The following is a 22037-nucleotide window of genomic DNA, read 5'->3' on the forward strand; positions in this document are numbered from 1 at the left end:
TGGCTGGGTCGCGGTGACCTTGCGGATCGCCCCTGATTAGGAGGATCTACAACATCGATACACCCCGCTCGATGCTTGCACGCGCGACTGGTCCCGTCGGCAGGTCTCCTGGCTGGCAGGTCGTCGCCCGACGCGGCCTTCCCGGTCTCCCAGTGGCCAATGACGCGTGGACTCGCTGCTTACAGTTGCGGGGGCAGCCGCGCTGGGATGGTCCCGCGCGTTCCCTCTTCGGCCCTGATGGGCACCGACGAAGGCTGTATTATGCCCGCTTTGCCCGACCCCTTGAAAACCCTGCCCGTCGGAACGCCGGCGGCGCAGTGTCGCAACGCAGAGGAACCCCCATGACGCCCTGGCTGACCATCGTCGGCATCGGCGAGGACGGCTATGCCGGCCTCGGCAAGACCGCCCGCCGCGCCCTGCTGGCGGCCAGCGACGTGTTCGGCGGCGAGCGCCAGCTGGCCCTGCTGCCGCCGTGCATCGGCGCGCAGCGCAGGCGCTGGCCGAGCCCCTTCGACATGGCGCCGTTGCTGGCGCGGCGCGGTACTCCGACCTGCGTGCTGGCCAGCGGCGACCCGCTGTTCTTCGGCGTGGGCGCGAGCCTGGCGCGGCAGCTGCCGGCGGCGGAAATGCGCGTGCTGCCGGCGCCATCCTCGGTGAGCCTGGCGGCGGCGCGGCTGGGCTGGGCGCTGCAGGACGTGGAGCTGCTGTCGCTGGTGGGCCGCCCGCTGGCGGCGCTGAACGCGCGCCTGCATCCGGGGCGCCGCCTGCTGGTGCTGTGCGCCGATGGCCGCAGCCCCGCAGCGGTGGCCGCGCTGTTGCGCGAACGCGGTTTCGCGCCGAGCCGGCTGAGCGTGCTGGAACACCTGGGCGGCGAGCGCGAGCGGCGCATCGACGGCCTGGCCGTCGACTGGTCGCTGGACGAGGCCGCCGCGCTCAACGTACTGGCCATCGACTGCGTGGCCGGCGCCGATGCCCGGCGCCTGGCGCTGACCCCCGGCCTGCCCGACGACGCCTACCGCCACGATGGCCAGTTGACCAAGCGCGACGTGCGCGCGGTGACCCTCGCGCGCCTGGCCCCGGAGCCGGGCGAACTGCTCTGGGACGTCGGCGCCGGCTGCGGCTCCATCGGCATCGAGTGGATGCGCGCGCACCCCGCTTGCCGGGCCTTCGCCATCGAGGCCGAGGAAAGCCGTCTCGGGCACATCGCCCACAACCGCGAAGCCCTCGGCGTGCCCGGCCTGCAACTGGTGGCCGGGCGGGCGCCGGAAGCCCTGGAAGGCCTGGAGGCGCCGGATGCCATCTTCATCGGCGGCGGCGTCACCGTGCCGGGCGTGCTGGAGTACTGCTGGGATTGCCTCAAGCCCGGCGGCCGGCTGCTGGCCAACGCGGTGACCCTGCAGAGCGAGGCGGCCCTGGTCGGCTGGCGCGAACGCCACGGCGGCGAGCTGGTGCGCCTGCAGGTGGCCCAGGCGCAGCCCCTGGGTGGCTTCGACACCTGGCGCGCGTCCCTGCCGATCACCCTGCTGGCGGTGCGCAAGCCGTGAGCGGAAAACGCATCCTGCTGCTGGGCGGCATCGGCGAGGCCCTGGCCATCGCCCGCCGCCTCGGCCCCGGCCACCTGTACAGCTTGGCTGGCCTGGGCAAGGTGCCGGACGACCTCAACTGCCAGGTACGTGTCGGCGGCTATGGCGGCGCCGAGGGCCTGGCGGACTTCATCGCCGGGCAGGGCTACGACCTGCTGCTCGACGCCACCCATCCCTATGCCGCACAGATCAGCCGCAACGCCGCCTGCGCCGCGCAGCTGGCCGGCGTGCCCTGCTGGGCCCTGCGCCGACCGGGCTGGCAGCCCGGGGCCGGTGACGACTGGCGCGAGGTGGAAGGCTGGGCGCAATTGATCGCGGCGCTGGCGCCGTTCGAGCGGCCGCTGTTTACCCTGGGGCGCGAGCCGCTGGAGCACCTCGGCGAGATTCCCGAACATCAGTTCTGGACCGTGCGCTGCCTGCAAAGCCTGCCCGGAACCGAGCGCGCCGAGGTGCTGGGCGCGCGCGGGCCGTTCAGCCTGGAGGGCGAGCGCGAGCTGTTCGCGCGCCTGGGTACCGACGTGCTGGTGAGCAAGAACAGCGGCAGCCAGGCCACCGAGCCGAAGCTGCAGGTGGCGCGCGAGCGGGGCGTGCCGGTGGTGGTCCTGGCGCGGCCGGAATTGCCCGAGGTGGATCGGCGGTTCGACAGCGTCGAGGCGTTGTGGACGGCGTTGGAGCCGCTTCTGTAGGGCGTATAACCGTTCGCGGTTATACGCCGATACACCTATGTCACATCCCACGCCCAGCTCGATCCAGGCGCCGCCGGGAACCAAGGCCAGGCGGCGGATAACGCCGTAGGCGTTATGCGCCCTACGCCGAACCATGACGTAGGGCAATAAAGCGGAACGCTTTATCCGCCGATTGGCCGGGGTGCGCTCGCGCATGAGAGCCCCTCTCCCCAGCCCTCTCCCGCAAGCGGGAGAGGGGGCCGTTCGGTGTGGGCGGGGTGTCCGGCGTCAGCCGGCGCGATCGACGCGTCGGGGGGCGCCGGCGTATAACCGCGAACGGTCATACGCACGACGCGAACAGGGAGTGGCGGAATGTTGCGAATCCTCGGCAAGGCCTCATCGATCAACGTGCGCAAGGTACTGTGGACCTGCGCCGAGCTGCAGCTTCCCTACGCCAGGGAAGACTGGGGCAGCGGTTTCCGTGCCACCGACTCGGAGGAGTTCCTCGCGCTCAATCCCAATGCGCTGGTGCCGGTGCTGGTGGACGGCGATTTCGTGCTCTGGGAGAGCAATGCCATTTGCAGTTACCTCGCCAGCCAGTACCCGCGCGACGAGCTGCTGCCGTCCGCGCCTCGCGAACGGGCGCTGGTGGAGCAGTGGATGGGCTGGCAGGCCACCGAGCTGAACAACGCCTGGCGCTACGTGTTCATGGCGCGGGTGCGCAACAGCCCGGCCCATGCCGATGCCGCGGCCATCGCGGCGAGCGAGCGGGAATGGGGCCGGCTGATGGCGCTGCTCGACCGCCAGCTGGAGCGCACCGGCGCCCATGTCGCCGGCGAGCGTTTCAGCCTGGCCGACGTCGCCATCGGCCTGTCGGTGCAGCGCTGGTTCATGACGCCGATGCAGCGCCCCGAACTGCCTGCCGTGGCCGCCTATTACCAGCGGCTGGGCCAGCGTCCGGGGTTCTGCGAGCACGGTTGCAACGGCCTGCCCTGAGCCTGCTTCAGCGCAGGGGCAGGTCGCCGATGGCGCGGTATTCGGCGCCGAGGTTCGCGGCCAGTTGGCGGGCGCGGCCCAGGCGCACCGGGCCGCTCTCGATGTCCACCAGCAGGCTGGCGCAGGGCAGCGGCGCCAGGAGCGGGCAGTCGCTCAGGCGGCCATCGGTGACGATCAGCAGGCGCTGGCGTTCGCCGGGCTTGTGGCGCTGGCGCTGCTGCAGCCAGTCGGCGGCCTGGGCCAGCGCCTCGGGCAGCGGTGTGCCGCCGCCGGCGCCCAGTTCGCGTAGCCAGTCGCGCAACTGCGCCGAAGCCTTCTGCCCCTGCCACAGCCAGCGCGGCTGCCGCCCCGCGGCGTGCAGCACGGCCAGGCGTGCGCGTTGCCGATAGGCCTGCTCGAAGACCTCCGCCAGCAGGCCCTTGGCCTGGCCCAGGGCGCCGTGCCGGCGGGTGCTGGCCGAGGCGTCGACGATCACCAGCCAGAGTTCGCGGGGCTTGGCGCTGCGGGCGCGCAGCACCAGTTCGTCACGCCTCTTCGGGCGTCCGCGCAGGAAGGTGGCTGGCCAATCGACGCGCGACTGTGCGCCGTGCCGGCGGGCGCCGCTGCGGCCGCCGGCGAGTTGGCCGGGTGTGGGGCTGGCATCCGCGCCTGGGGCCGGGCGCGGGCGGATGCTCAGGGCTTTTTTGGCCAGCCCGGCAGTTCGCGGGTGGCGCCGGTGGGCACGGCGCGGGGCGGCAGTTCGCCCCACTGGCCTTCGTTTTGCGCGCCTTGTTCGGGCTGGTTGGCGGCTGGGGCCTGGGGTGCCTGCGGCTGCGCTGGTGGTGGCGGCGCATGGCGGCGGCGGTGGGCGAGGGCGAAGGGCTCCAGGGCGTCGATATCTTCCGTCTCGATGCGCTCGGCGCCGCGCCAGGCGGCATGGGCGCGGGCGCCGCGCAGCCAGACCAGGTCGGCGCGCAGGCCGTCCACCCCGGCGGCGTAGCAGCGCTCGGCGATGGCCTGCAGCGCGGCGTCGTCCAGGGGGATGCCGGGAAGACGCTGGCGGGCCTGGGCGCAGCGCTGGCGCAGGGCGTCCTGCTCGGCCTGCCAGTGGCCGAGGAAGGCCTGTGCGTCGGCGTCGAAGGCCAGGCGGCGGCGGACGATCTCGGCGCGCTCGGCCGGCGGCGGCGTGCCGCCCAGTTCGACCTTGAGGCCGAAGCGGTCCAGCAGTTGCGGGCGCAGTTCGCCTTCCTCGGGGTTCATGGTGCCGATCAGCACGAAGCGCGCCGGGTGGCTGTGGGACAGGCCGTCGCGCTCGACGTGGTTGACGCCGCTGGCGGCCACGTCCAGCAGCAGGTCCACCAGGTGGTCGGGCAGCAGGTTCACCTCGTCGACGTAGAGCACGCCGCCGTCGGCGTTGGCCAGGATGCCCGGGGAGAAGCGCACGCGGCCTTCGCCCAGGGCGGCGTCCAGGTCCAGGGTGCCGACGATGCGTTCCTCGCTGGCGCCCAGGGGCAGGGTGACGAAGCGCCCGCCGTCGAGCAGGTCGGCCACGCCGCGGGCCAGAGTCGACTTGGCCATGCCGCGCGGGCCCTCGATCAGCACCCCGCCGATGGCCGGGTCGATGGCGGCCAGGCACAGCGCCAGTTTCAGGTCGTCGGCGGCGACCACGGCGGCGAGGGGGAAGTGCGGTTGCATGGGCGTTACCTGCGGAGTGCTTGGGCGGGCTTGCTTGAAAGGCGAATGGTAGCGAAGCCGGCGCGGCCGGGCGAGGCGCCGTCGATGAAGGCGATAGGAAAGGATGATTGAAAGCCCCGCGCCGATGCGGTAGCTTGGCCGGCATCTTGTGGAGATAACCATGCCGTCCAGCCTGTCCATCCAGTCCCTCGCCCGCCCCGGTGCCCTCGGCTCCGCGGTCGTTCGCGCGCAGGTGCTGGCCGCTGCCGCCGGTTATTTCTTCTATGGGTATTGGTTTAGCCACAGGCGCGCCTGATACCCCACAGGCGCCCTAGCAAGCAGGGTCGCCAACCAGACAGTTTCACGAAACCCCGGTCGGCAACCCGACCGGGGTTTTTGTTTTTCCGGCCCACAAGGCCAAAGCCGTTCAACCAGAGGATCGAAACATGACCGCTTACACCACCTACCGCTATTACCGCACCTCCGACTGGCGATTTAGCAGCCGTACCGCTGCCACACCCGAACTACTCAGTCGAACACTCAGATAGCGCCGCGCGCGGCCATGACCGCGCCGGCCAAGGATGCCAGTCCATGAATTCCTCCGTTTCCGCCCTGATCCGCAACGACCTGCCGCAGTCCGCCGAAGTCCTCGAACTGCCGCGCCCCTCCGCCCGCCGTCGCGAACAGCCGCTGCCGAGCCCCGCCGAACTGCGCCAGCGCCTGCCGCTTTCCGCCGCCCTGGCCGAACGCGTACAGCACGACCGCCAGGCCATCCGCGCCATCCTCGACGGCCGCGACCCGCGCCTGCTGGTGGTGGTCGGCCCCTGTTCCCTGCACGACGCCGATTCCGCCCTCGACTACGCCGAACGCCTTGCCGCCCTGGCCCCCGAAGTCAGCGACCAGCTGCTGCTGGTGATGCGCGCCTACGTCGAGAAGCCGCGCACCACCGTCGGCTGGAAGGGCCTGGTGTACGACCCGCGCCTGGACGGCAGCGGCGACATGGCCGAGGGCCTGGCGCTGTCGCGCCGGCTGATGCTGGACATGCTCGAACGCGGCCTGCCGGTGGCCACCGAGCTGCTGCAGCCGCTGGTGGCCGGCTATCTCGACGACCTGCTGGGCTGGGCGGCCATCGGCGCGCGCACCAGCGAATCCCAGGTGCACCGCGAGTTGGTCAGCGGCCTGGACCTGCCGGTGGGCTTCAAGAACGGCACCGACGGCAGCCTCGGCATCGCCTGCGACGCCATGCGCTCGGCGGCGCACCCGCACCAGCACTTCGGCATCGACGGCCTGGGCCGCCCGGCGCTGGTGCAGACCCTCGGCAACCCGGACACCCACCTGGTGCTGCGCGGCGGCCACGGCGGGCCGAACTACGACGTGGCCAGCGTGCGCGCGGCCCGCGAGGGGCTGGAGAAGCAGGGCATCCCGGCACGGATCATGGTCGATTGCAGCCACGCCAACAGCGCCAAGGACCCGCTGCGCCAGCCGGCGGTGCTGGCCAGCGTGCTCGACCAGCGCCTGGGCGGCGACGCCTCGCTGCGCGGAGTGATGCTGGAGAGCCACCTGTTCGACGGCTGCCAGCCGCTGAAGGGGGAGCTGCGTTATGGGGTTTCCATTACCGATGGATGCCTGGGGTGGAACGGGACCGAGGCGTTGTTGCTGGATGCGGCGGGGCGGTTGCGGCGGGGGTAATGGGCTCGGCATAGGGCGTATAACGCTCCGCGTTATACGCCGTTTATCCGACGTTTCCGTGTGCTCCGGGGGTTGTTACGGAGCCGCTGTTTGGGGGGCGCTTCGGGGTCGACCGGGAGGCCGGGCATGAGGTGGGTGTATCGGCGTATAACCGCGAACGGTTATACGCCCTACGTTACTGGATCCGGCGGGGGTGAGGCTTGTAGGAGCGAGCTTGCTCGCGAACGGTGCCAACCGGCTGCTCTGATGCTGTGCTGGGCGCCTTTCCCTCTCCCCAGCCCTCTCCCTGAAGGGAGAGGGGGCTAGTCCGTGCCGAGAATGGATTTGGAGTCAGCCGGCGACTTCGTACTAGCCGGCTAACTCAGGAATACCCACGCACTCCGAACGGTCCCCTCTCCCTTCAGGGAGAGGGTTAGGGAGAGGGCGCTCTCATGCCAGGCACCGGCATGGTCGGAAAACTCCGTTCGCGAGCAAGCTCGCTCCTACGAAGAGCCAGCGCGCGCCTCACTGCTCCTCGCTATCCACCAGAATGTTCTCCAGCGCCTCACGATACTCACCTGGCTCCTGCCAAAGCCCACGCTGCTGCGCCTCCAGCAGGCGTTCGGCCATGTCGTGCAGGGCCTCGGGGTTGTGGCGCTGGATGAATTCGCGGGTGTCTTCGTCCAGCAGGTAGGCGTCGGCCAGTAGCTGGTACTGGTGGTCTTCCACCAGTTCGCTGGTGGCGTCGAAGGCGAACAGGTAGTCCACCGTGGCGGCCATTTCGAAGGCGCCCTTGTAGCCGTGGCGCTTCATCCCGGCGATCCATTTCGGGTTCACCGCGCGGGCGCGCAGCACGCGGCCGAGTTCTTCCTTCAGCGTGCGGATGCGCGGGTTGTCCGGCTGGCTGTGGTCGCCGTGGTAGCTGGCGACGCGACGGTCCTGGATGACCTCGGCGGCGGCGAGCATGCCGCCCTGGAACTGGTAGTAGTCGTTGGAGTCGAGGATGTCGTGCTCGCGGTTGTCCTGGTTGTGCAGCACCGCCTGCAGGCCGTCCAGGCGCTGGGCGAAGCGCTCGCGGGCCGGGGTGCCGTCGTCGCCGGCGCCGTAGGCGTAGCCGCCCCAGTTGAGGTAGGCCGCGGCGAGGTCGGAGCGGCTTTCCCAGCTGCGTTCCTCGATTACCCCTTGCACGCCCGCGCCGTAGGTCCCGGGCTGGGCGCCGAAGATGCGCCAGCCGGCCTGGCGCCGGGCTTCTTCCTCGGTCACGCCGCTGGCTTGCAGCTGCGTGCTTTCGGCGCGCACGCGGGCGGCCAGGGGGTTCATGTCTTCCGGCTCGTCCAACGCGGCCACGGCTTGCACCGCGGCGTCGAACAGGCGGATGAGGTTGGCGAAGGCGTCGCGGAAGAAGCCGGAGACGCGCAGGGTCACGTCCACCCGCGGGCGGTCGAGCAGGCTCAGTGGCAGTATCTCGAAGTCTTCCACGCGCTGGCTGCCGGCCTGCCACACCGGGCGCACGCCGAGCAGCGCCAGGGCCTGGGCGATGTCGTCGCCGCCGCTGCGCATGGTCGCCGTGCCCCACACCGAAAGGCCGAGTTGGCGCAGGTGGTCGCCGTGGTCCTGCAGGTGGCGCTCCAGCAACCGGCTGGCGGACTGGAAGCCGAGGCGGTAGGCGGTGGGCGTGGGCAGGTTGCGCACGTCCACGGTGAAGAAGTTGCGCCCGGTGGGCAGCACGTCCAGGCGCCCGCGGCTGGGCGCGCCGCTGGGGCCGGCGGGGACGAAGCGGCCGTTCAGCCCGGCGAGCAGTTGGCCGATTTCGTTGGCGCCGCAGGCATCCAGCAAGGGCGCCACGTTTTCCCGCAGTTGCCGGAGGACCAGCGCGCTGGCTTCGCCGGGGCCGTCGAGGTCCTGCTCGATCAATTGCAGGGCCAGCAGTTCCAGGCGCTCGCGGGTGTCGCCGTTGCTGCGCCAGGGTTCGTCGCTGACTTGCCGGAGCACCTCGGGGCGCGGACCATCCCAGGCTTCGGCAAAGTTGCTGTCCAGCGGGTCGCGGCCCAATTGCAGGTCCGCCGCCAGGGCGCGCAGCAGGCTGGCGTTGCCGCCCTTGCCGTCGCCACGGGGGATGCGCACCAGCGACAGCAGGGTATCGCGGCGCAGCTGGCCCGCCGGCGACTCGCCGAACACGTGCAGGCCGTCGCGGATCTGCGATTCCTTGAGGTCGCAGAGGTAGGCGTCCAGCTGCGGCAGCCAGCTGCCTTCGTCGTCGTTGAGTTGCAGGCCCAGCTCGCGGTCCAGGGCGGCGGCGCGCACCGCGTCGAGGATTTCCCCGCGCAGCTGCACGGCGCGGCGCGGGTCCAGCAGCGAGGCGTCGTAGTACTCGTCGGCCAGGCGCTCCAGGTCGCGCAGCGGGCCGTAGTTCTCGGCGCGGGTCAGCGGCGGCATCAGGTGGTCGATGATCAGCGCCTGGCTGCGGCGCTTGGCCTGGGCGCCCTCGCCGGGGTCGTTGACGATGAACGGGTAGAGGTTCGGCAGCGGGCCGAGGATCGCGTCCGGCCAGCACTCCTCGGACAGGCCCACGCCCTTGCCCGGCAGCCATTCGAGGTTGCCGTGCTTGCCGACGTGGATCACCGCATCGGCGCCGAAAGCCTCGCGCAACCAGAAGTAGAAGGCCAGGTAGCCGTGCGGCGGGACCAGCGCCGGGTCGTGGTAGATGGCCGCCGGGTCGAGCTGGTAGCCGCGCGCCGGCTGGATGCCGACGAAGGCCAGGCCCAGGCGCAGGCCGGCGACCATCATGCGCCCGTTGCGGTGCATCGGGTCCTGCTCGGGCTCGCCCCAGCGCTCGCGCACGGCGCGCTGGTTGGCCTCGGGCAGGCGCGCGAAGCAGGCCAGGTAGTCGGCCAGCGCCAGGCTCTGGGCGCAGGGGCGCAGGTCGAGGTTGTCGAGGTCGTTGCTCACCCCGCCGAGCAGGTTGTGGATAAGCGCATCGCCAGTCTCCGGCAGGCCGGCCACCGGGTAGCCCGAGGCTTCCATGGCGCGGAGGATGTTCAGCGCCGCGGCGGGCGTGTCCAGGCCGACGCCGTTGCCGATGCGCCCGTCGCGGGTCGGGTAGTTGGCCAGGATCAGCGCCACGCGCTTGTCGGCGTTGGCCTTGCGCGCCAGCAGCACCCAGCGCCGCGCCAGCTCGGCGACGAAGTCCATGCCCGGGGGGTGCGCCAGGTAGCAGACCACGTCGCTCTGGCTGCGCTCGCTGCGCCAGGCCAGGCCCTTGAAGCTGATGGGGCGGGTGATCAGGCGGCCGTCCAGCTCCGGCAGCGCCACGTGCATGGCCAGGTCGCGCGGGCCCAGGCCCTGGGCGTTGGCGCGCCAGAGTTCGAGGTTGTCCAGCGAGCAGATGGCCTGCAGCACCGGCACGTCGCGGCGGAACGGGCGGGCCTGGGGCGCGTCCGGGTTGGACTGGGCGAAGCCGGTGGTGTTGATGATCAGCTCGGCGCAGGCCTCGTCCAGCAGGGCCTCGACCTGTTCCAGGCAGGCTGCTTCCTTGAGGCTGGCCACGGCGATCGGCAGCGGGTTGAGCTGCTGCGCGCGCAGGCTGGCGCAGAAGGTGTCGATGAAGCCGGTGTTCGCCGCCTGCAGGTGGGTGCGGTAGAACAGCAGCGCCGCCACCGGCCAGCCGGGGTTCCATTCGGCCTGCCAGTGGGCGAGGGTGGCTTCAGCGTGGCCGGGATGGTGCAGGGCGACGCGGGGCAGGGCGCGCGGTTCGTTCCAGGGATAGGCGTGGTCGAGGTACTGGCTGGCCAGGTTGGCGAAGAATTGCCGGGCGTTGTCCAGGCCACCCTGGCGCAGGTACTGCCAGAGGCGTTCGGCCTCCTCGGGGGGCACGCTGCACAGCGCGCTGAGCTCGGGGTCGGGCTTGTCGTCGCCGGGCACCAGGATCAGCGTGGCGCCGCGCTCGGCCAGGGCCACCAGTTGCTCGATGCCGTAGCGCCAGTAGCCGACGCCGCCGTGCACCGAGATCAGGATGACCTTGGCGTGCTGCAGCACCTCGTCGACGTAGAGGTCCACCGAGGCGTGGTTCTGCAGCTGCATGGGGTTGGCCAGGCGCAGGCTCGGGTAGTCGTCGGGCAGCGCGCGGGCGGCCTCGGCGAGCAGCGCCAGGTGCGAGTCGCCGCTGCAGAGGATGACCAGCTCGGCGGGCGTCTGGGCCAGGTGGGCGATGCCGTCGTCGGGGACGAAGCCGCCGGGTTGGGTGCGCAGCAGGTGCATGGGGTCGCCTCGGTCTATGGCTTCTCGTAGGAGCGAGCTTGCTCGCGAACCAACCCTGCTGCGGAGCCGTTCGCGAGCAAGCTCGCTCCTACAGGGGGCGTTAGGCGAGCGCGGTGCGCAACTCGTTGGCGATGGCGGCCTGGTCCAGCTCCTGGCCGATCACCACCAGGCGGGTGGCGCGGGTTTCGTCGCTCAGCCACTTGCGGTCGAAGTGCTTGTCGAAGCGCTTGCCCACGCCTTGCACCAGCAGGCGCATGGGCTTGCCGGGGATGGCCGCGAAGCCCTTGACGCGCAGCACCGCGTGGCGCTCCACCAGTTGGCCGAGGGCAGCGAGCAGGGCCTGTTCCTGCACTTCCGGGAGGTCGACGTGGAAGGAGTCGAACTCGTCGTGGTCGTGGTCCTCATGGCCTTCGTGGTCGTGGTGGGTGGGGCGGCTGTCGATGTGCAGCTCGGCCTCGGCGTTGATCCCCAGCAGCACCGACAGCGGCAGCTGGCCGGCGCTGGCTTCGACGATCTTCACCGCCGGCGGCAGTTCTTCGGACACGTGCGCGCGCACTTGCGCGAGGGTGTCGGCGTCGAGCAGGTCGGCCTTGTTCAGCACCACCAGGTCGGCGCTGGCCAACTGGTCTTCGAAGAGTTCGTGCAGCGGCGACTCGTGGTCCAGGTTCGGGTCCTGTTTGCGCTGCTCGTCCACCTGCTCGGGATGGGCGGCGAAGGTGCCGGCGGCCACTGCCGGGCTGTCGACCACGGTGATCACCGCGTCGACCGTGCAGGCATTGCGGATTTCCGGCCACTGGAAGGCCTGCACCAGGGGTTTGGGCAGGGCCAGGCCGCTGGTCTCGATGAGGATCTGGTCCAGCTCGCCGCGGCGCGCCACCAATTCGCGCATCACCGGGAAGAATTCTTCCTGCACGGTGCAGCACAGGCAGCCGTTGGCCAGTTCGAAGACGCGCCCGACGGCTTCTTCTTCGCTGCAGCCGATGGAGCATTGCTTGAGGATTTCGCCGTCGATGCCCAGTTCGCCGAACTCGTTGACGATCACCGCGATGCGGCGGCCTTCGGCGTTGTCGAGCATGTGCCGGAGCAGGGTGGTCTTCCCGGCGCCGAGGAAGCCGGTGACGATGGTGACGGGGAGCTTGGCCAGGGTTTGCATGGTCGCCTCTGCGCTGCGATGGCGGGAGGCAGGGGCGCGCGCACGGAGGTTCCGCGCGTCGGAAGCCGCCACCGGATCACCCCGCCCGGTTGTGGTAATGCTGGTTCGAGGCAGGTCTCCTGGCTCACGATCCGGCTTGCGCCTGGCCTTCGCCTTCCCGCCCGTGGGCAGTGGCATTCGAAGGGGTTTGGATCGTTCACAGTTGCGGGGGCAGCCGTGGCCTTGACCACGTTCCCTCTTAGCTCCGGCGCCGGGCCGGAGAACCTCGAAGCGGCAAAGGCTACGCAGTGCCCGGCGGGCGGTCAATCGCCGCCGGGCCGGTTGACGCTCTGCCTGGGCCGTGCTGTGCTGCCCGGCGATTGCCCGTGGAAGGATCGCCCGCGTGATACTGGTTGCCGGACTGGGGTGCCGCCGTGGCTGCGGCGCCGACGAACTGCTCGCCCTGCTGCGCGCCTGCCTGCGCGAGGCCGGCCTCGACGAGGCGGCGCTGAATGCCCTGGCCAGCAGCGAGGCCAAGGCCCTGGAAGGCGGCCTGCGCGACCTGTCGCGGCAACTGCGCCTGCCCCTGGAACTGCTGGATGCGCAGCGCCTGGCGCCTTACGAGGAGCGGCTGACTTCCACTTCCGAGCGGGCCCGCCAGGTCACTGGCAGCGCTGGTGTCGCCGAAGCCGCGGCCCTGGCGCTGGCCGAAGCGCTGGCCGAGGGCCCGGCGCGGCTGGTGGTGCCCAAGCGGCGCAGCGCCAACGCCACCTGCGCGCTGGCGATGGCGCCGGCTCTGATGGGATAGCGGGCTGGGGTAGACTGCGCCTTTCCCGATCCGAAGCGTGCGTTCATGACGGTCTATTTCATCGGCGCCGGCCCCGGCGATCCCGAGCTCATCACGGTCAAGGGCCAGCGCCTGCTGCGCAGCTGCCCGGTGATCCTCTACGCCGGCTCGCTGGTGCCCGAGGCGGTGCTCGAAGGGCACAGCGCCGAGGTGGTGGTGAACACCGCCGAGCTGCACCTGGAGCAGATAGTCGCGCTGCTCGCCGAGGCCCACGCGAAAGGCCAGGACGTGGCCCGCGTGCATTCCGGCGACCCTTCGCTGTACGGCGCCATCGGCGAGCAGATCCAGCACCTGCGCCGGCTCGGCATTCCCTACGAGATCGTCCCCGGCGTCACTGCAACTGCCGCCTGCGCCGCGCTGCTGGGCTGCGAGCTGACGCTGCCGGAGGTGTCGCAGACGCTGATCCTCACCCGCTACGCCAGCCGCACGAAGATGCCCGAGGGGGAATCCCTGGGCGACCTGGCGCGGCACCGGGCGAGCATGGCCATCCACCTGGGCGTGGGCCAGCTGGAGAAGATCGTCGCGGAGCTGTTGCCGCACTACGGCGCGGATTGCCCGATCGCGGTGATCCACCGCGCCAGTTGGCCGGATCAGGACCAGGTCAGCGGCACCCTTGGCGACATCCTGCCCAAGGCTCGGGCCAAGGGGTTCAAGCGGACTGCGCTGATTCTGGTCGGGCGGGTGCTGGCGGCGGAGGGGGGCGGCGAGTCGTCGTTGTATAGCGCGGGGCATGCGCATCTGTATCGGCCGGACTGACGGCAGATGGCTGGGGCTTGTTTGTAGGAGCGAGCTTGCTCGCGAACGGTGCCAACCGGATGCTCTGGTGCTGGGTGTGGCGCCTTTCCCTCTCCCCAGCCCTCTCCCTGAAGGGAGAGGGGGCCAGTCCGTGCCGAGAGGAGGAATGGTTTCAACTGGAAACCGCCGAGACAGCCGGCTAACTGCAGCACATCCAACTCTGCCCAACAGTCCCCTCTCCCTTCAGGGAGAGGGTTAGGGAGAGGGCGCTCTCAAACCCAGCCCTCACAGCTCCCCGCCGTGGCGATGGGTATCGCTTCGCTCAACCCATCCTACGATGGCGTTTCTCCGAGCAACTGTCTTGCAGGCCGCGCCGGGATGCTCTTTGTAGGAGCGAGCTTGCTCGCGAACCGCATGGCACCGCGTTTGTTCGCGAGCAAGCTCGCTCCTACGAGAAGCCGTGCCCACCGATATGGTAGGAGCGGATTCATCCGCGATTCCGCCGGCAGGGCGGACGACGCCCGGGCTAACCTTGGCGCCGCCGGGGCTTGCCCTACGCCATCCAATCATCCGGCCCGCGCCCGGGCAGGCCGTGGCGGATGTACCAGCGCACGCCCAGGTGCAGGCCCAGGGCGGTGCCCACTGTCAGCAGGATCGTCAGGGTTTCCGCGTCCATGGCAGCTGTCCTTCGTCCGGGGTCTGGTCTGACAGACTATGCCTGCGGCAATCTGTCGCACAGATACAGATCGTGTCCGAATGTACGGAGCAGCGCTACAGCGACTGGATGATCCGTCCCAGGGTCTCCATGGCCTTTTCGCTGCGCGGCGTCCAGGGATGGCCGTAGTTCAGCCGCAGGCAGTGGCGGAAGCCGCGGGTGGCGGAGAAGATCGGCCCGGGGGCGATGCTGATGCCCTGGGCGTGGGCCAGCTGGAACAGTTTCAGCGCATCGACCCGTTCGGGCAGCTCCAGCCAGAGGAAGTAGCCGCCGCTGGGGCGGGTCACCCGCGTCGCTTCGGGGAAGTGCCGGGCCACCGCGGCGAGCATGGCGTGCTGCTGGCTTTCCAGGGCGTGGCGCAGCTTGCGCAGGTGGCGGTCGTAGCCGCCGTGCTGCAGGTAGTCGGCGATGGCCGCCTGGGCCGGCACCGAGGCCGACAGGCTGGTCATCAGCTTCAGGCGCTCGATCTGCTCGTGGAAGCGCCCGCCAGCCACCCAGCCGACGCGGTAGCCCGGCGCCAGGCTCTTGGAGAAGCTGCCGCAGTGCATCACCAGGCCCTCGGCGTCGTAGGCTTTCACCGGCTTGGGCGCCTGCTGGGCGAAGTACAGCTCGGCGTAGACGTCGTCCTCGATCAGCGGCACCTGGTGCCGGGCCAGCAGGCCGGCGAGGGTGCGTTTGCGGTCCTCGCCCATGCTCGCGCCCAGCGGGTTCTGGAAGTTGCTCATGAACCAGCAGGCCTTGATCGGCAGGCGCTCCAGGCTATCGGCCAGCACTTGCAGGTCGATGCCCTCGCGCGGGTGCACGGGGATTTCCACGGCCTTGAGCTTGAGCCGCTCCAGCACCTGCAGGGTGGCGTAGAAGGCCGGCGCCTCGATGGCCACCAGGTCGCCGGGCTGGGTGACCACCTGCAGGCACAGGTTCAGCGCCTCCAGCGCGCCGTTGGTCACGACCAGTTCCTCCACCGGCAGCGGCGTGCCGTTGACCATGTAGCGCAGGGCGATCTGCCGGCGCAGGGCATGGCTGCCCGGGGTCATGTCGGCCACCGCGGCGCGCGGCTCCATGTCGCGCACGGCATGGGCCATGGAGCGCGCCAGGCGCGGCAGGGGGAACAGCTCCGGGGCCGGGAAGGCCGAGCCGAAAGGTACGGTGTCCGGGTCCTTGATCGAGCTGAGCACCGAGAACACCAGCTCGCTGACGTCCACCTCGGTGGTCTGCGCCTCGTGGCGGGCGATCTCCGGTTCGGCCAGGGCGCGGCGCACGTGCTCGCGGACGAAGTAGCCGGAGCGCGCGCGGGCAACGATCAGGCCGCGGTCCTCCAGCAGGTAGTAGGCCTGGAACACGGTGGAGGCGCTGACCCCGTAGGTGCGGCTGGCGTGCCGCACCGAGGGCACCTTCTGCCCGGGGGCGAGCACCCCGTTGCGGATCAGTTCGGCGATCTCGTCGGCGAATTTCTCGTAGCGCTTCATCTTGTCCCGGGGGCCGTTGGGGAGCTCCCACTCTAGGCGTTGCGCGGCGCCGCCGCCATGCCGCGGGGCCATCGCTCAGCGCCTCGGCGCGACGAAGGTGCTGGCCGCCTCGACCTGCTCGCCGTCCTGCGCGCTCACGCGGAAGTGCAGGGGCACCGGGCCGCCGCTGCCGCTCAGTTCGAGGCGCGCCACCGAGACGGCGAAGTCGCGGATTTCGCCCGGCTCCAGGCGCTGGTCGAGGGCGCCCTGCAGGCGGTAGCCGCCGGCCTCGGCCAGGCCCAGGCGGTAGCGCTGCGCCTGCTGGGTCTTGTTGATCAGCTTGAGGTTGTAGACGTTCTCGATCTCGCCGGCCGCGTTCTCGCGGAACAGGCCGCGGTCGCGGGCCACGTCCAGGGCGATCAGCGGGCGCGCCTGCAGGGCCCAGGCGAAGGCGCCGAACATGGCCAGCAGCACCGCCGCGTAGCCGACCAGGCGCGGCCGCAGCAGGTGGGTGCGGCCGCCTTCCAGGGCGCGTTCGGAGGTGTAGCGCACCAGGCCGCGGGCGTAGCCCATGCGGTCCATCACCGAGTCGCAGGCGTCGACGCAGGCGGCGCAGCCGATGCAGGCGATCTGCAGGCCGTCGCGGATGTCGATGCCGGTGGGGCAGACCTGCACGCACTGCTGGCAGTCGATGCAGTCGCCCAGGCCGAGGGCCTTGGGCTCGGCGTCCTTGCGGCGCGCGCCGCGGGATTCGCCGCGGGCGGCATCGTAGGAAATGATCAGCGTGTCCTTGTCGAACATCACGCTCTGGAAGCGCGAGTAGGGGCACATGTGGATGCACACCTGCTCGCGCAGCCAGCCGGCGTTGGCGTAGGTGGCGGCGGCGAAGAAGGCCACCCAGAAGGCGCTTTCCAGGTCCAGCTTCAGGGTGAAGAGGTCCGCCACCAGCGGGCGCACCGGGGTGAAGTAGCCGACGAAGGTCAGCGCCGTGGCCAGGCTGACCAGCAGCCAGAGCCCGTGCTTGGCGCCCTTGCGCAGGTACTTGGCGGCGCTGGGCGGGGCCTTGTCCAGCTTCATGCGCTGATTGCGGTCGCCCTCGGTGACCTGCTCGGCCCACATGAAGATCCAGGTCCACACGCTCTGCGGGCAGGTGTAGCCGCACCACACGCGGCCGGCCAGCACGGTGATGAAGAACAGGCCGAAGGCGGCGATGATCAGCAGCGCCGAGAGCAGGATCAGGTCCTGCGGCCAGAAGGTCGCGCCGAAGATGTAGAACTTGCGCTCGGGCAGGTCCCAGAGCACCGCCTGGCGACCGTCCCACTGCAGCCACAGGGTGCCGAAGAACAGCAGGAACAGCAGCGCCCCGCCGAGCCGCCGCAGGTCGCGGAAGCGGCCGCTGAAGCGCTTGGTGTAGACCGCCGGAGTGACCGCCGAGAGCGGCTTGGGCGGCGGGGTGAAGTGTTGCGGGGCGGCGATCTCGACGATCTTCGCGGGGATTCTCTGGCTCATTGTCGTGGCCCATCAGGCTTGGGATGCGCCGCGACTATAGGAAGCGCCCTGGGCACGAAACAGATTCAGGTCTCCCGCAAAAAACCGGATCAGATGCGCCGCGCCAGGCATGGCCTGCGCTGTGGAGGCGGCGCGCGGCACGCGGTCGCAGGGCGGTCCAGCCCGCTCGGGCAAGGCGTCTGATCCGCTTTTTTGCGGCGGATCTGCCGCTGTTTCGCGGCGCGGCCGCCGGCCATAGTGGCGCCATCACCAGCGATGGCCCGACGCAGGCCGCCGCAGCAGCCTTGTGAGGTGCCCCCGGCGATGTACCGATACGACGATTACGACCATGCCCTGGTGCGCGAGCGCGTGGCGCAGTTCCGCGACCAGGTGGCGCGGCGGCTTGGCGGCGAGCTGAGCGAGGAGGAGTTCCTGCCGCTGCGTCTGCAGAACGGCCTGTACCTGCAGAAGCACGCCTACATGCTGCGCGTGGCCATTCCCTACGGCACCCTGGCCAGCGGTCAACTGCGCACCCTGGCGCGCATCGCCCGCGACTACGACCGCGGCTACGGCCACTTCACCACGCGGCAGAACATCCAGTTCAACTGGATCGAACTGGAGCAGGTGCCGGACATCCTCGAACAGCTCGCCGAAGTCGAGATGCACGCCATCCAGACCTCCGGCAACTGCGTGCGCAACATCACCACCGAGGCCTTCGCCGGCGTCGCCGCCGACGAGCTGCTGGACCCGCGGCCGCTGGCCGAGATTCTCCGCCAGTGGTCGACGGTGAACCCGGAGTTCCTGTTCCTGCCGCGCAAGTTCAAGATCGCCCTGTGCGCCGCCGAGGAAGACCGCGCGGCGGTGATGATGCACGACATCGGCTTCTACCTTTACCGCGACGCCGCCGGCGAGCTGCGCCTGCGGGTGATGGTCGGCGGCGGCCTGGGGCGCACGCCGATCCTCTCGCAGCCGATCCGCGAGGACCTGCCCTGGCAGCACCTGCTGTCCTACGTCGAGGCCATCCTGCGGGTGTACAACCGCCACGGCCGCCGCGACAACAAGTACAAGGCGCGCATCAAGATCCTGGTCAAGGCGCTGGGCGTCGAGGCCTTCGCCCGCGAGGTGGAGGAGGAGTGGCTGCACATCCGCGACGGCGAGGCGCAGCTGACCCTGGAGGAATACCAGCGCGTCGCCGCCGCCTTCGAGCCGCCGCGCTACGCGCAGGCCGCCGCCGACGAGCTGGCCTACGGCAGCGTCCTGGCCGCCGATGCCGCCTTCGCCGGCTGGGCCTCGCGCAACGTGCGCCCGCACAAGGTGCCGGGCTACGCCAGCGTGGTGCTGTCGACCAAGCCTGGCGCTGCCGCGCCGCCCGGCGACGTCACCGCCGAGCAGATGGAGCGCGTCGCCGACTGGGCCGAGCGCTACGGCTTCGGCGAAGTCCGCGTGGCCCACGAGCAGAACCTGGTGCTGCCGGACGTGCGCAAGGCCGAGCTGCACGCGCTCTGGCGCGAGGCCTGCGCGGCCGGGCTGGGCACGCCCAACCAGGGCCTGCTGACCGACGTCATCGCCTGCCCCGGCGGCGACTACTGCGCGCTGGCCAACGCCAAGTCGATCCCCATCGCCCAGGGCATCCAGCAGCGCTTCGAGGACCTGGACTACCTGCACGACCTGGGCGAGCTGAGCCTGAACATCTCCGGCTGCATGAACGCCTGCGGCCACCACCACATCGGCAACATCGGCATCCTCGGCGTCGACAAGAACGGCAGCGAGTGGTACCAGGTCACCCTCGGCGGCGCCCAGGGCAAGCGCGCCGCGCTGGGCCGGGTGATAGGCCCGTCGTTCAGCGCCGCCGAGGTGCCGGCGGTGATCGAGCGCATTGTCCATACCTACGTGGAGCGGCGCGGGGCCGGCGAGAGCTTCGTCGAGACCGTCGAGCGCATCGGCCTGGAGCCGTTCAAGACGCGGGTCTATGCACAGGCGGAGGTGCCGGCATGAACAACCTGATCCGCCTGAGCGGCGATGGCGCCTGGCACGACCGCGACGACGCCTGGACGCTGCTGCGCGAGGTGCCTGAAACACTGCCCGAAGGCGACCTCATCCTGCCGCTGAATGCCTGGCTGAGCCATGACACCCGTAGGAGCGAGCTTGCTCGCGAACAAACATCGGAGCCGGGCGCTTCGCGAGCAAGCTCGCTCCTACAGAAAAGTGGGGTGTGGCTGGGGCCGGATGACGATCCGCAGAGGCTGGTGGGCCGGCTGGACGCACTGCCGCTCATCGCCATCGACTTCCCCAGCTTCCGCGACGGCCGCGGCTACAGCCTGGCCTACCTGCTGCGCCGGCGCCTGGGCTGGCGCGGCGAGCTGCGCGCGGTGGGCGAGGTGCTGCGCGATCAGCTGGCGCACCTGCGCCAGTGCGGTTTCGACGCCTTCGCGGTGCGCGCGGACAAGTCCGTGGAGGACGCGCTCAAGGGCCTGGCCGGGCTCAGCGTGCTCTACGGGCGCTCGGCGATCGAGCCGCGGCCGCTGTTCCGCCGGCGCTGAAAACCGCCCGCTTTCAGGGGGCCGCGCCGCGCCGCGCGTGGCGCCGCGCTTGACGCTGTTCCGGTGCGCAGGAAAAATGCCGGCAAAGCGTCGGCGAAACGCCGCCGGCCGTGGCCCACGATTCGAGTGACCCCCTGAAGATGCGTATGCGCCTGATGCTGTTGGGTGGCGGTAATGCCCTGGGACAGGCGCTGATCCGCCTGGGAGCCGAGGAAGACATCGGCTTCCTCGCCCCGCGCCCGCCCGAGCAGGGCTGGGATGCCTCCAGCCTGACCCTGCTGCTGGACGAGACCCGCCCCGACGCGGTGATCAACCTCGCCTACTACCACGACTGGTTCCAGGCCGAGCAGGTCGACGACGCCCGCCTGGCTGGCCAGGAGCGCGCCGTGGAGCGCCTGGCCGAACTCTGCCAGCACTACGAAATCCTCCTGCTGCAGCCTTCCAGCTACCGCGTGTTCGACGGCGCCCGCGCCACCGCCTACAGCGAGAAGGACGAGCCGCTGCCCCTGGGCCGCCGTGGCCAGGCGCTGTGGCGCATGGAACAGTGGGTGCGCGCCACCTGCCCACGCCACGTGCTGCTGCGCTTCGGCTGGCTGCTGGACGACAGCCCGGGCGGCAGCCTGGACCGCTTCCTCAGCCGCGCCCTGGGCGAGGACGAGCTGTACCTGGCGGACGACCGCCGCGGCAACCCCACCCCGGTGGACGACGCCGCGCGGGTGATCCTCTCGGTGCTCAAGCAGCTGGACTGCCAGGCGCCGCTGTGGGGCACCTACCACTACGGCGGCCTGGAGGCCACCACCACCCTGGCCCTGGGCCAGGTGATCATCGCCGAGGCCCGCACCCTCACCGGCCAGGCCCTGCGCGACCCCGTCGCCCAGGCCCACGCGGCGCGCCCGGATGCCAGCGAGGAACCGCAGCACGCGGTGCTCGCCTGCAAGAAAATCCTCCACACCTTCGGCATCAAGCCGCGCGCCTGGCGCGCCGCGCTGCCGACCCTGCTGGACCGTTACTACCGTCATGGCTGACATCTCCCCGGCATCCGCCGCCCCCATCCTCATCACCGGCGGCGCTGGCTTCATCGGCTCGCACCTGGCCGACGCGCTGCTGGCGCGCGGCTTCAAGGTCCGCGTGCTGGACAACCTGTCCACCGGCAAGCGCGAGAACCTCGCCGCGGAGGTGGAACTGCTGGTCGGCGACGTCGCCGACGCGGCTGTGGTCCGCCGTGCCCTGCAGGGCTGCCAGGCGGTGGTGCACCTGGCCGCGGTGGCCTCGGTGCAGGCCTCGGTGGACGACCCGGTGGCCACCCACCAGAGCAACTTCATCGGCACCCTGAACCTCTGCGAAGCCCTGCGCGAAGCCGGGGTGAAGCGCGTGCTGTACGCCTCCAGCGCCGCCGTCTACGGCCACAACGGCCAGGGCGCGGCGATAGTCGAGGACCTGCCCAAGGCGCCGCTGACGCCCTACGCCGCGGACAAGCTGGCCGGCGAGTACTACTTCGACTTCTACCGCCGCCAACATGGCCTGGAGCCGGCGGTGTTCCGCTTCTTCAACGTCTACGGCCCGCGCCAGGACCCGTCCTCGCCCTATTCCGGGGTGATCAGCATCTTCACCCAGCGCGCCCTGAGCGGGCAGCCGATCACGGTGTTCGGCGATGGCGAGCAGACCCGCGACTTCATCTACGTCGCCGACCTGGTGCAACTGCTGGTGCAGGCGCTGGAGGCAGCGCAGGTGCCGGAAGGGGCGGTCAACGTCGGGCTGAACCAGGTGACCAGCCTGAACCAGCTGCTGGGCGAGATCGGCGCGCTGGTCGGCGGCTTGCCGCCGGTGAGCCACGCCGAGGCGCGCCCCGGCGACATCCGCCATTCCCGCGCCGACAACGGCCGCCTGCTGGCGCACTACCGCCTGGAACGGCCGACGCCGATCGGCGAGGGCCTGGCGCGCCTGCTCGGGCGCTGATCACCACCAGGGCTTGTTCAGCGCCAGGTAGAAGATGCCGCCCAGGCAGGCCAGGGCCAGGGCGCTGAGCAGCGCCTTGGGCCCGCGCGCGGCGCTGCGCATGGCGAAGGCGGCGAGCACGATGTAGCCCACCAGCAGCCCCAGCTTGGCCTGCAGCCACAGCGGCAGCGGCCAGGGCATGGCCAGGTGCACCAGGCCCAGGGCGCTGAGCAGCAACAGGCTGTCCACCAGGTGCGGCGCCCAGCGCTGCCAGCCGGCCAGGCGCCGGCCCCGCCAGCTCAGCCCCAGGCGCCAGAGGAAGAGCAGGCTGCTGAGGACTGCCAGGGTGATGTGCAGGTGCTTCAACCAGAGGTACAT

The 22037-nt window shown here is 70.6% G+C and carries 19 protein-coding genes and 2 riboswitches; of the genes, 11 read left to right on the forward strand and 8 right to left on the reverse strand.

Features of this window, described 5'->3' with window-relative positions; translation table 11 throughout:
- Positions 1-81 precede the first annotated feature (81 nt).
- Positions 82-264, reverse strand: a riboswitch (cobalamin riboswitch).
- 77 nt (positions 265-341) lie between these two features.
- The 3 genes from cbiE (at position 342) to ACTWJ5_RS04015 (ending at position 3244) form a co-directional block, all read left to right on the forward strand.
- Entirely contained in the window at positions 342-1544 is a 1203-nt protein-coding gene (gene cbiE / locus ACTWJ5_RS04005; protein ID WP_444437499.1) for a precorrin-6y C5,15-methyltransferase (decarboxylating) subunit CbiE, read from the forward strand.
- Positions 1541-2269 (forward strand): cobalt-precorrin-6A reductase, encoded by a 729-nt coding sequence (locus tag ACTWJ5_RS04010; RefSeq protein ID WP_444437500.1) that lies wholly within the window; start codon positions 1541-1543, stop codon positions 2267-2269. Before cbiE ends, ACTWJ5_RS04010 begins: the two co-directional genes overlap by 4 nt.
- Positions 2270-2620: 351 nt before the next feature.
- A complete protein-coding gene (locus ACTWJ5_RS04015) occupies positions 2621-3244 on the forward strand; it encodes a glutathione S-transferase family protein (RefSeq protein ID WP_058071834.1) in 624 nt (207 codons plus the stop codon).
- 7 nt (positions 3245-3251) lie between these two features.
- Here ACTWJ5_RS04015 and ACTWJ5_RS04020 read toward each other — a convergent pair whose 3' ends face one another.
- Both ACTWJ5_RS04020 and ACTWJ5_RS04025 read right to left on the reverse strand, forming a co-directional pair.
- The gene (locus ACTWJ5_RS04020; RefSeq protein WP_249920172.1) at positions 3252-3935 is read right to left on the reverse strand and encodes a vWA domain-containing protein; all 684 of its coding nucleotides are present in this window, start codon (positions 3933-3935) and stop codon (positions 3252-3254) included.
- Positions 3917-4918: an ATP-binding protein gene (locus ACTWJ5_RS04025; protein WP_249917922.1), complete on the reverse strand. Its 1002-nt coding sequence runs from the start codon at positions 4916-4918 to the stop codon at positions 3917-3919. The genes ACTWJ5_RS04020 and ACTWJ5_RS04025 overlap by 19 nt, the downstream gene beginning before the upstream one ends.
- 160 nt (positions 4919-5078) lie before the next feature.
- Between ACTWJ5_RS04025 and ACTWJ5_RS04030 the strand changes: the two genes are divergently transcribed.
- Both ACTWJ5_RS04030 and ACTWJ5_RS04035 read left to right on the forward strand, forming a co-directional pair.
- Positions 5079-5213: a hypothetical protein gene (locus tag ACTWJ5_RS04030; RefSeq protein WP_009617212.1), complete on the forward strand. Its 135-nt coding sequence runs from the start codon at positions 5079-5081 to the stop codon at positions 5211-5213.
- A gap of 275 nt (positions 5214-5488) precedes the next feature.
- Positions 5489-6586, forward strand: a complete 1098-nt coding sequence (locus ACTWJ5_RS04035; RefSeq protein ID WP_256514164.1) for a 3-deoxy-7-phosphoheptulonate synthase — start codon at positions 5489-5491, stop codon at positions 6584-6586.
- Positions 6587-7090: 504 nt separating this feature from the next.
- On the opposite strand, the gene cobN is transcribed toward ACTWJ5_RS04035, so the two are convergent.
- Together cobN and cobW are read right to left on the reverse strand one after the other, a co-directional pair.
- Positions 7091-10822, reverse strand: a complete 3732-nt coding sequence (gene cobN / locus ACTWJ5_RS04040; protein WP_444437501.1) for a cobaltochelatase subunit CobN — start codon at positions 10820-10822, stop codon at positions 7091-7093.
- 100 nt (positions 10823-10922) lie between these two features.
- Positions 10923-11975 (reverse strand): cobalamin biosynthesis protein CobW, encoded by a 1053-nt coding sequence (cobW, locus tag ACTWJ5_RS04045; protein WP_253389955.1) that lies wholly within the window; start codon positions 11973-11975, stop codon positions 10923-10925.
- A gap of 92 nt (positions 11976-12067) precedes the next feature.
- Positions 12068-12258: riboswitch (cobalamin riboswitch) on the reverse strand.
- 99 nt (positions 12259-12357) lie between these two features.
- On the opposite strand from cobW, the gene ACTWJ5_RS04050 reads away from it, so the two are divergent.
- Both ACTWJ5_RS04050 and cobM read left to right on the forward strand, forming a co-directional pair.
- Positions 12358-12762: a cobalamin biosynthesis protein gene (locus ACTWJ5_RS04050; RefSeq protein ID WP_074982052.1), complete on the forward strand. Its 405-nt coding sequence runs from the start codon at positions 12358-12360 to the stop codon at positions 12760-12762.
- Between the two features lie 45 nt (positions 12763-12807).
- The gene (gene cobM, locus ACTWJ5_RS04055) at positions 12808-13557 is read left to right on the forward strand and encodes a precorrin-4 C(11)-methyltransferase (RefSeq protein WP_444437502.1); all 750 of its coding nucleotides are present in this window, start codon (positions 12808-12810) and stop codon (positions 13555-13557) included.
- A 532-nt stretch (positions 13558-14089) separates the two neighbouring features.
- On the opposite strand, the gene ACTWJ5_RS04060 is transcribed toward cobM, so the two are convergent.
- The 3 genes from ACTWJ5_RS04060 to ccoG form a co-directional block, all read right to left on the reverse strand.
- Positions 14090-14212, reverse strand: coding sequence for a hypothetical protein (locus ACTWJ5_RS04060; RefSeq protein WP_009617223.1), 123 nt, complete (start codon positions 14210-14212; stop codon positions 14090-14092).
- A 95-nt stretch (positions 14213-14307) separates the two neighbouring features.
- Positions 14308-15717 (reverse strand): GntR family transcriptional regulator MpaR, encoded by a 1410-nt coding sequence (gene mapR / locus ACTWJ5_RS04065; RefSeq protein WP_444439524.1) that lies wholly within the window; start codon positions 15715-15717, stop codon positions 14308-14310.
- 75 nt (positions 15718-15792) lie between these two features.
- Complete coding sequence (ccoG, locus tag ACTWJ5_RS04070; protein ID WP_444437503.1) at positions 15793-17205, reverse strand: cytochrome c oxidase accessory protein CcoG; 1413 nt, start codon at positions 17203-17205, stop codon at positions 15793-15795.
- Positions 17206-17508: 303 nt separating this feature from the next.
- Here ccoG and ACTWJ5_RS04075 point away from each other — a divergent pair, with 303 nt between their 5' ends.
- The 4 genes from ACTWJ5_RS04075 to ACTWJ5_RS04090 all read left to right on the forward strand — a co-directional run bounded on the left by ACTWJ5_RS04075 (position 17509) and on the right by ACTWJ5_RS04090 (position 21680).
- Positions 17509-19179 carry a nitrite/sulfite reductase gene (locus tag ACTWJ5_RS04075; RefSeq protein ID WP_444437504.1) on the forward strand — a complete coding sequence of 557 codons (1671 nt, stop codon included), beginning with the start codon at positions 17509-17511 and terminating at the stop codon, positions 19177-19179.
- Entirely contained in the window at positions 19176-19724 is a 549-nt protein-coding gene (locus tag ACTWJ5_RS04080) for a DUF934 domain-containing protein (RefSeq protein WP_444437505.1), read from the forward strand. Before ACTWJ5_RS04075 ends, ACTWJ5_RS04080 begins: the two co-directional genes overlap by 4 nt.
- Positions 19725-19864: 140 nt before the next feature.
- Positions 19865-20749: a sugar nucleotide-binding protein gene (locus tag ACTWJ5_RS04085; protein WP_009617230.1), complete on the forward strand. Its 885-nt coding sequence runs from the start codon at positions 19865-19867 to the stop codon at positions 20747-20749.
- On the forward strand, positions 20742-21680 hold the full coding sequence (locus ACTWJ5_RS04090; RefSeq protein ID WP_444437506.1) for an NAD-dependent epimerase/dehydratase family protein: 939 nt from the start codon (positions 20742-20744) through the stop codon (positions 21678-21680). Before ACTWJ5_RS04085 ends, ACTWJ5_RS04090 begins: the two co-directional genes overlap by 8 nt.
- Here the strand turns inward: ACTWJ5_RS04090 and ACTWJ5_RS04095 are convergent, their stop codons facing one another.
- Entirely contained in the window at positions 21681-22037 is a 357-nt protein-coding gene (locus tag ACTWJ5_RS04095) for a SirB2 family protein (protein ID WP_009617233.1), read from the reverse strand.

It is taken from the genome of Pseudomonas sp. A6, from assembly GCF_052367875.1.
Classification (GTDB): domain Bacteria; phylum Pseudomonadota; class Gammaproteobacteria; order Pseudomonadales; family Pseudomonadaceae; genus Pseudomonas; species Pseudomonas citronellolis.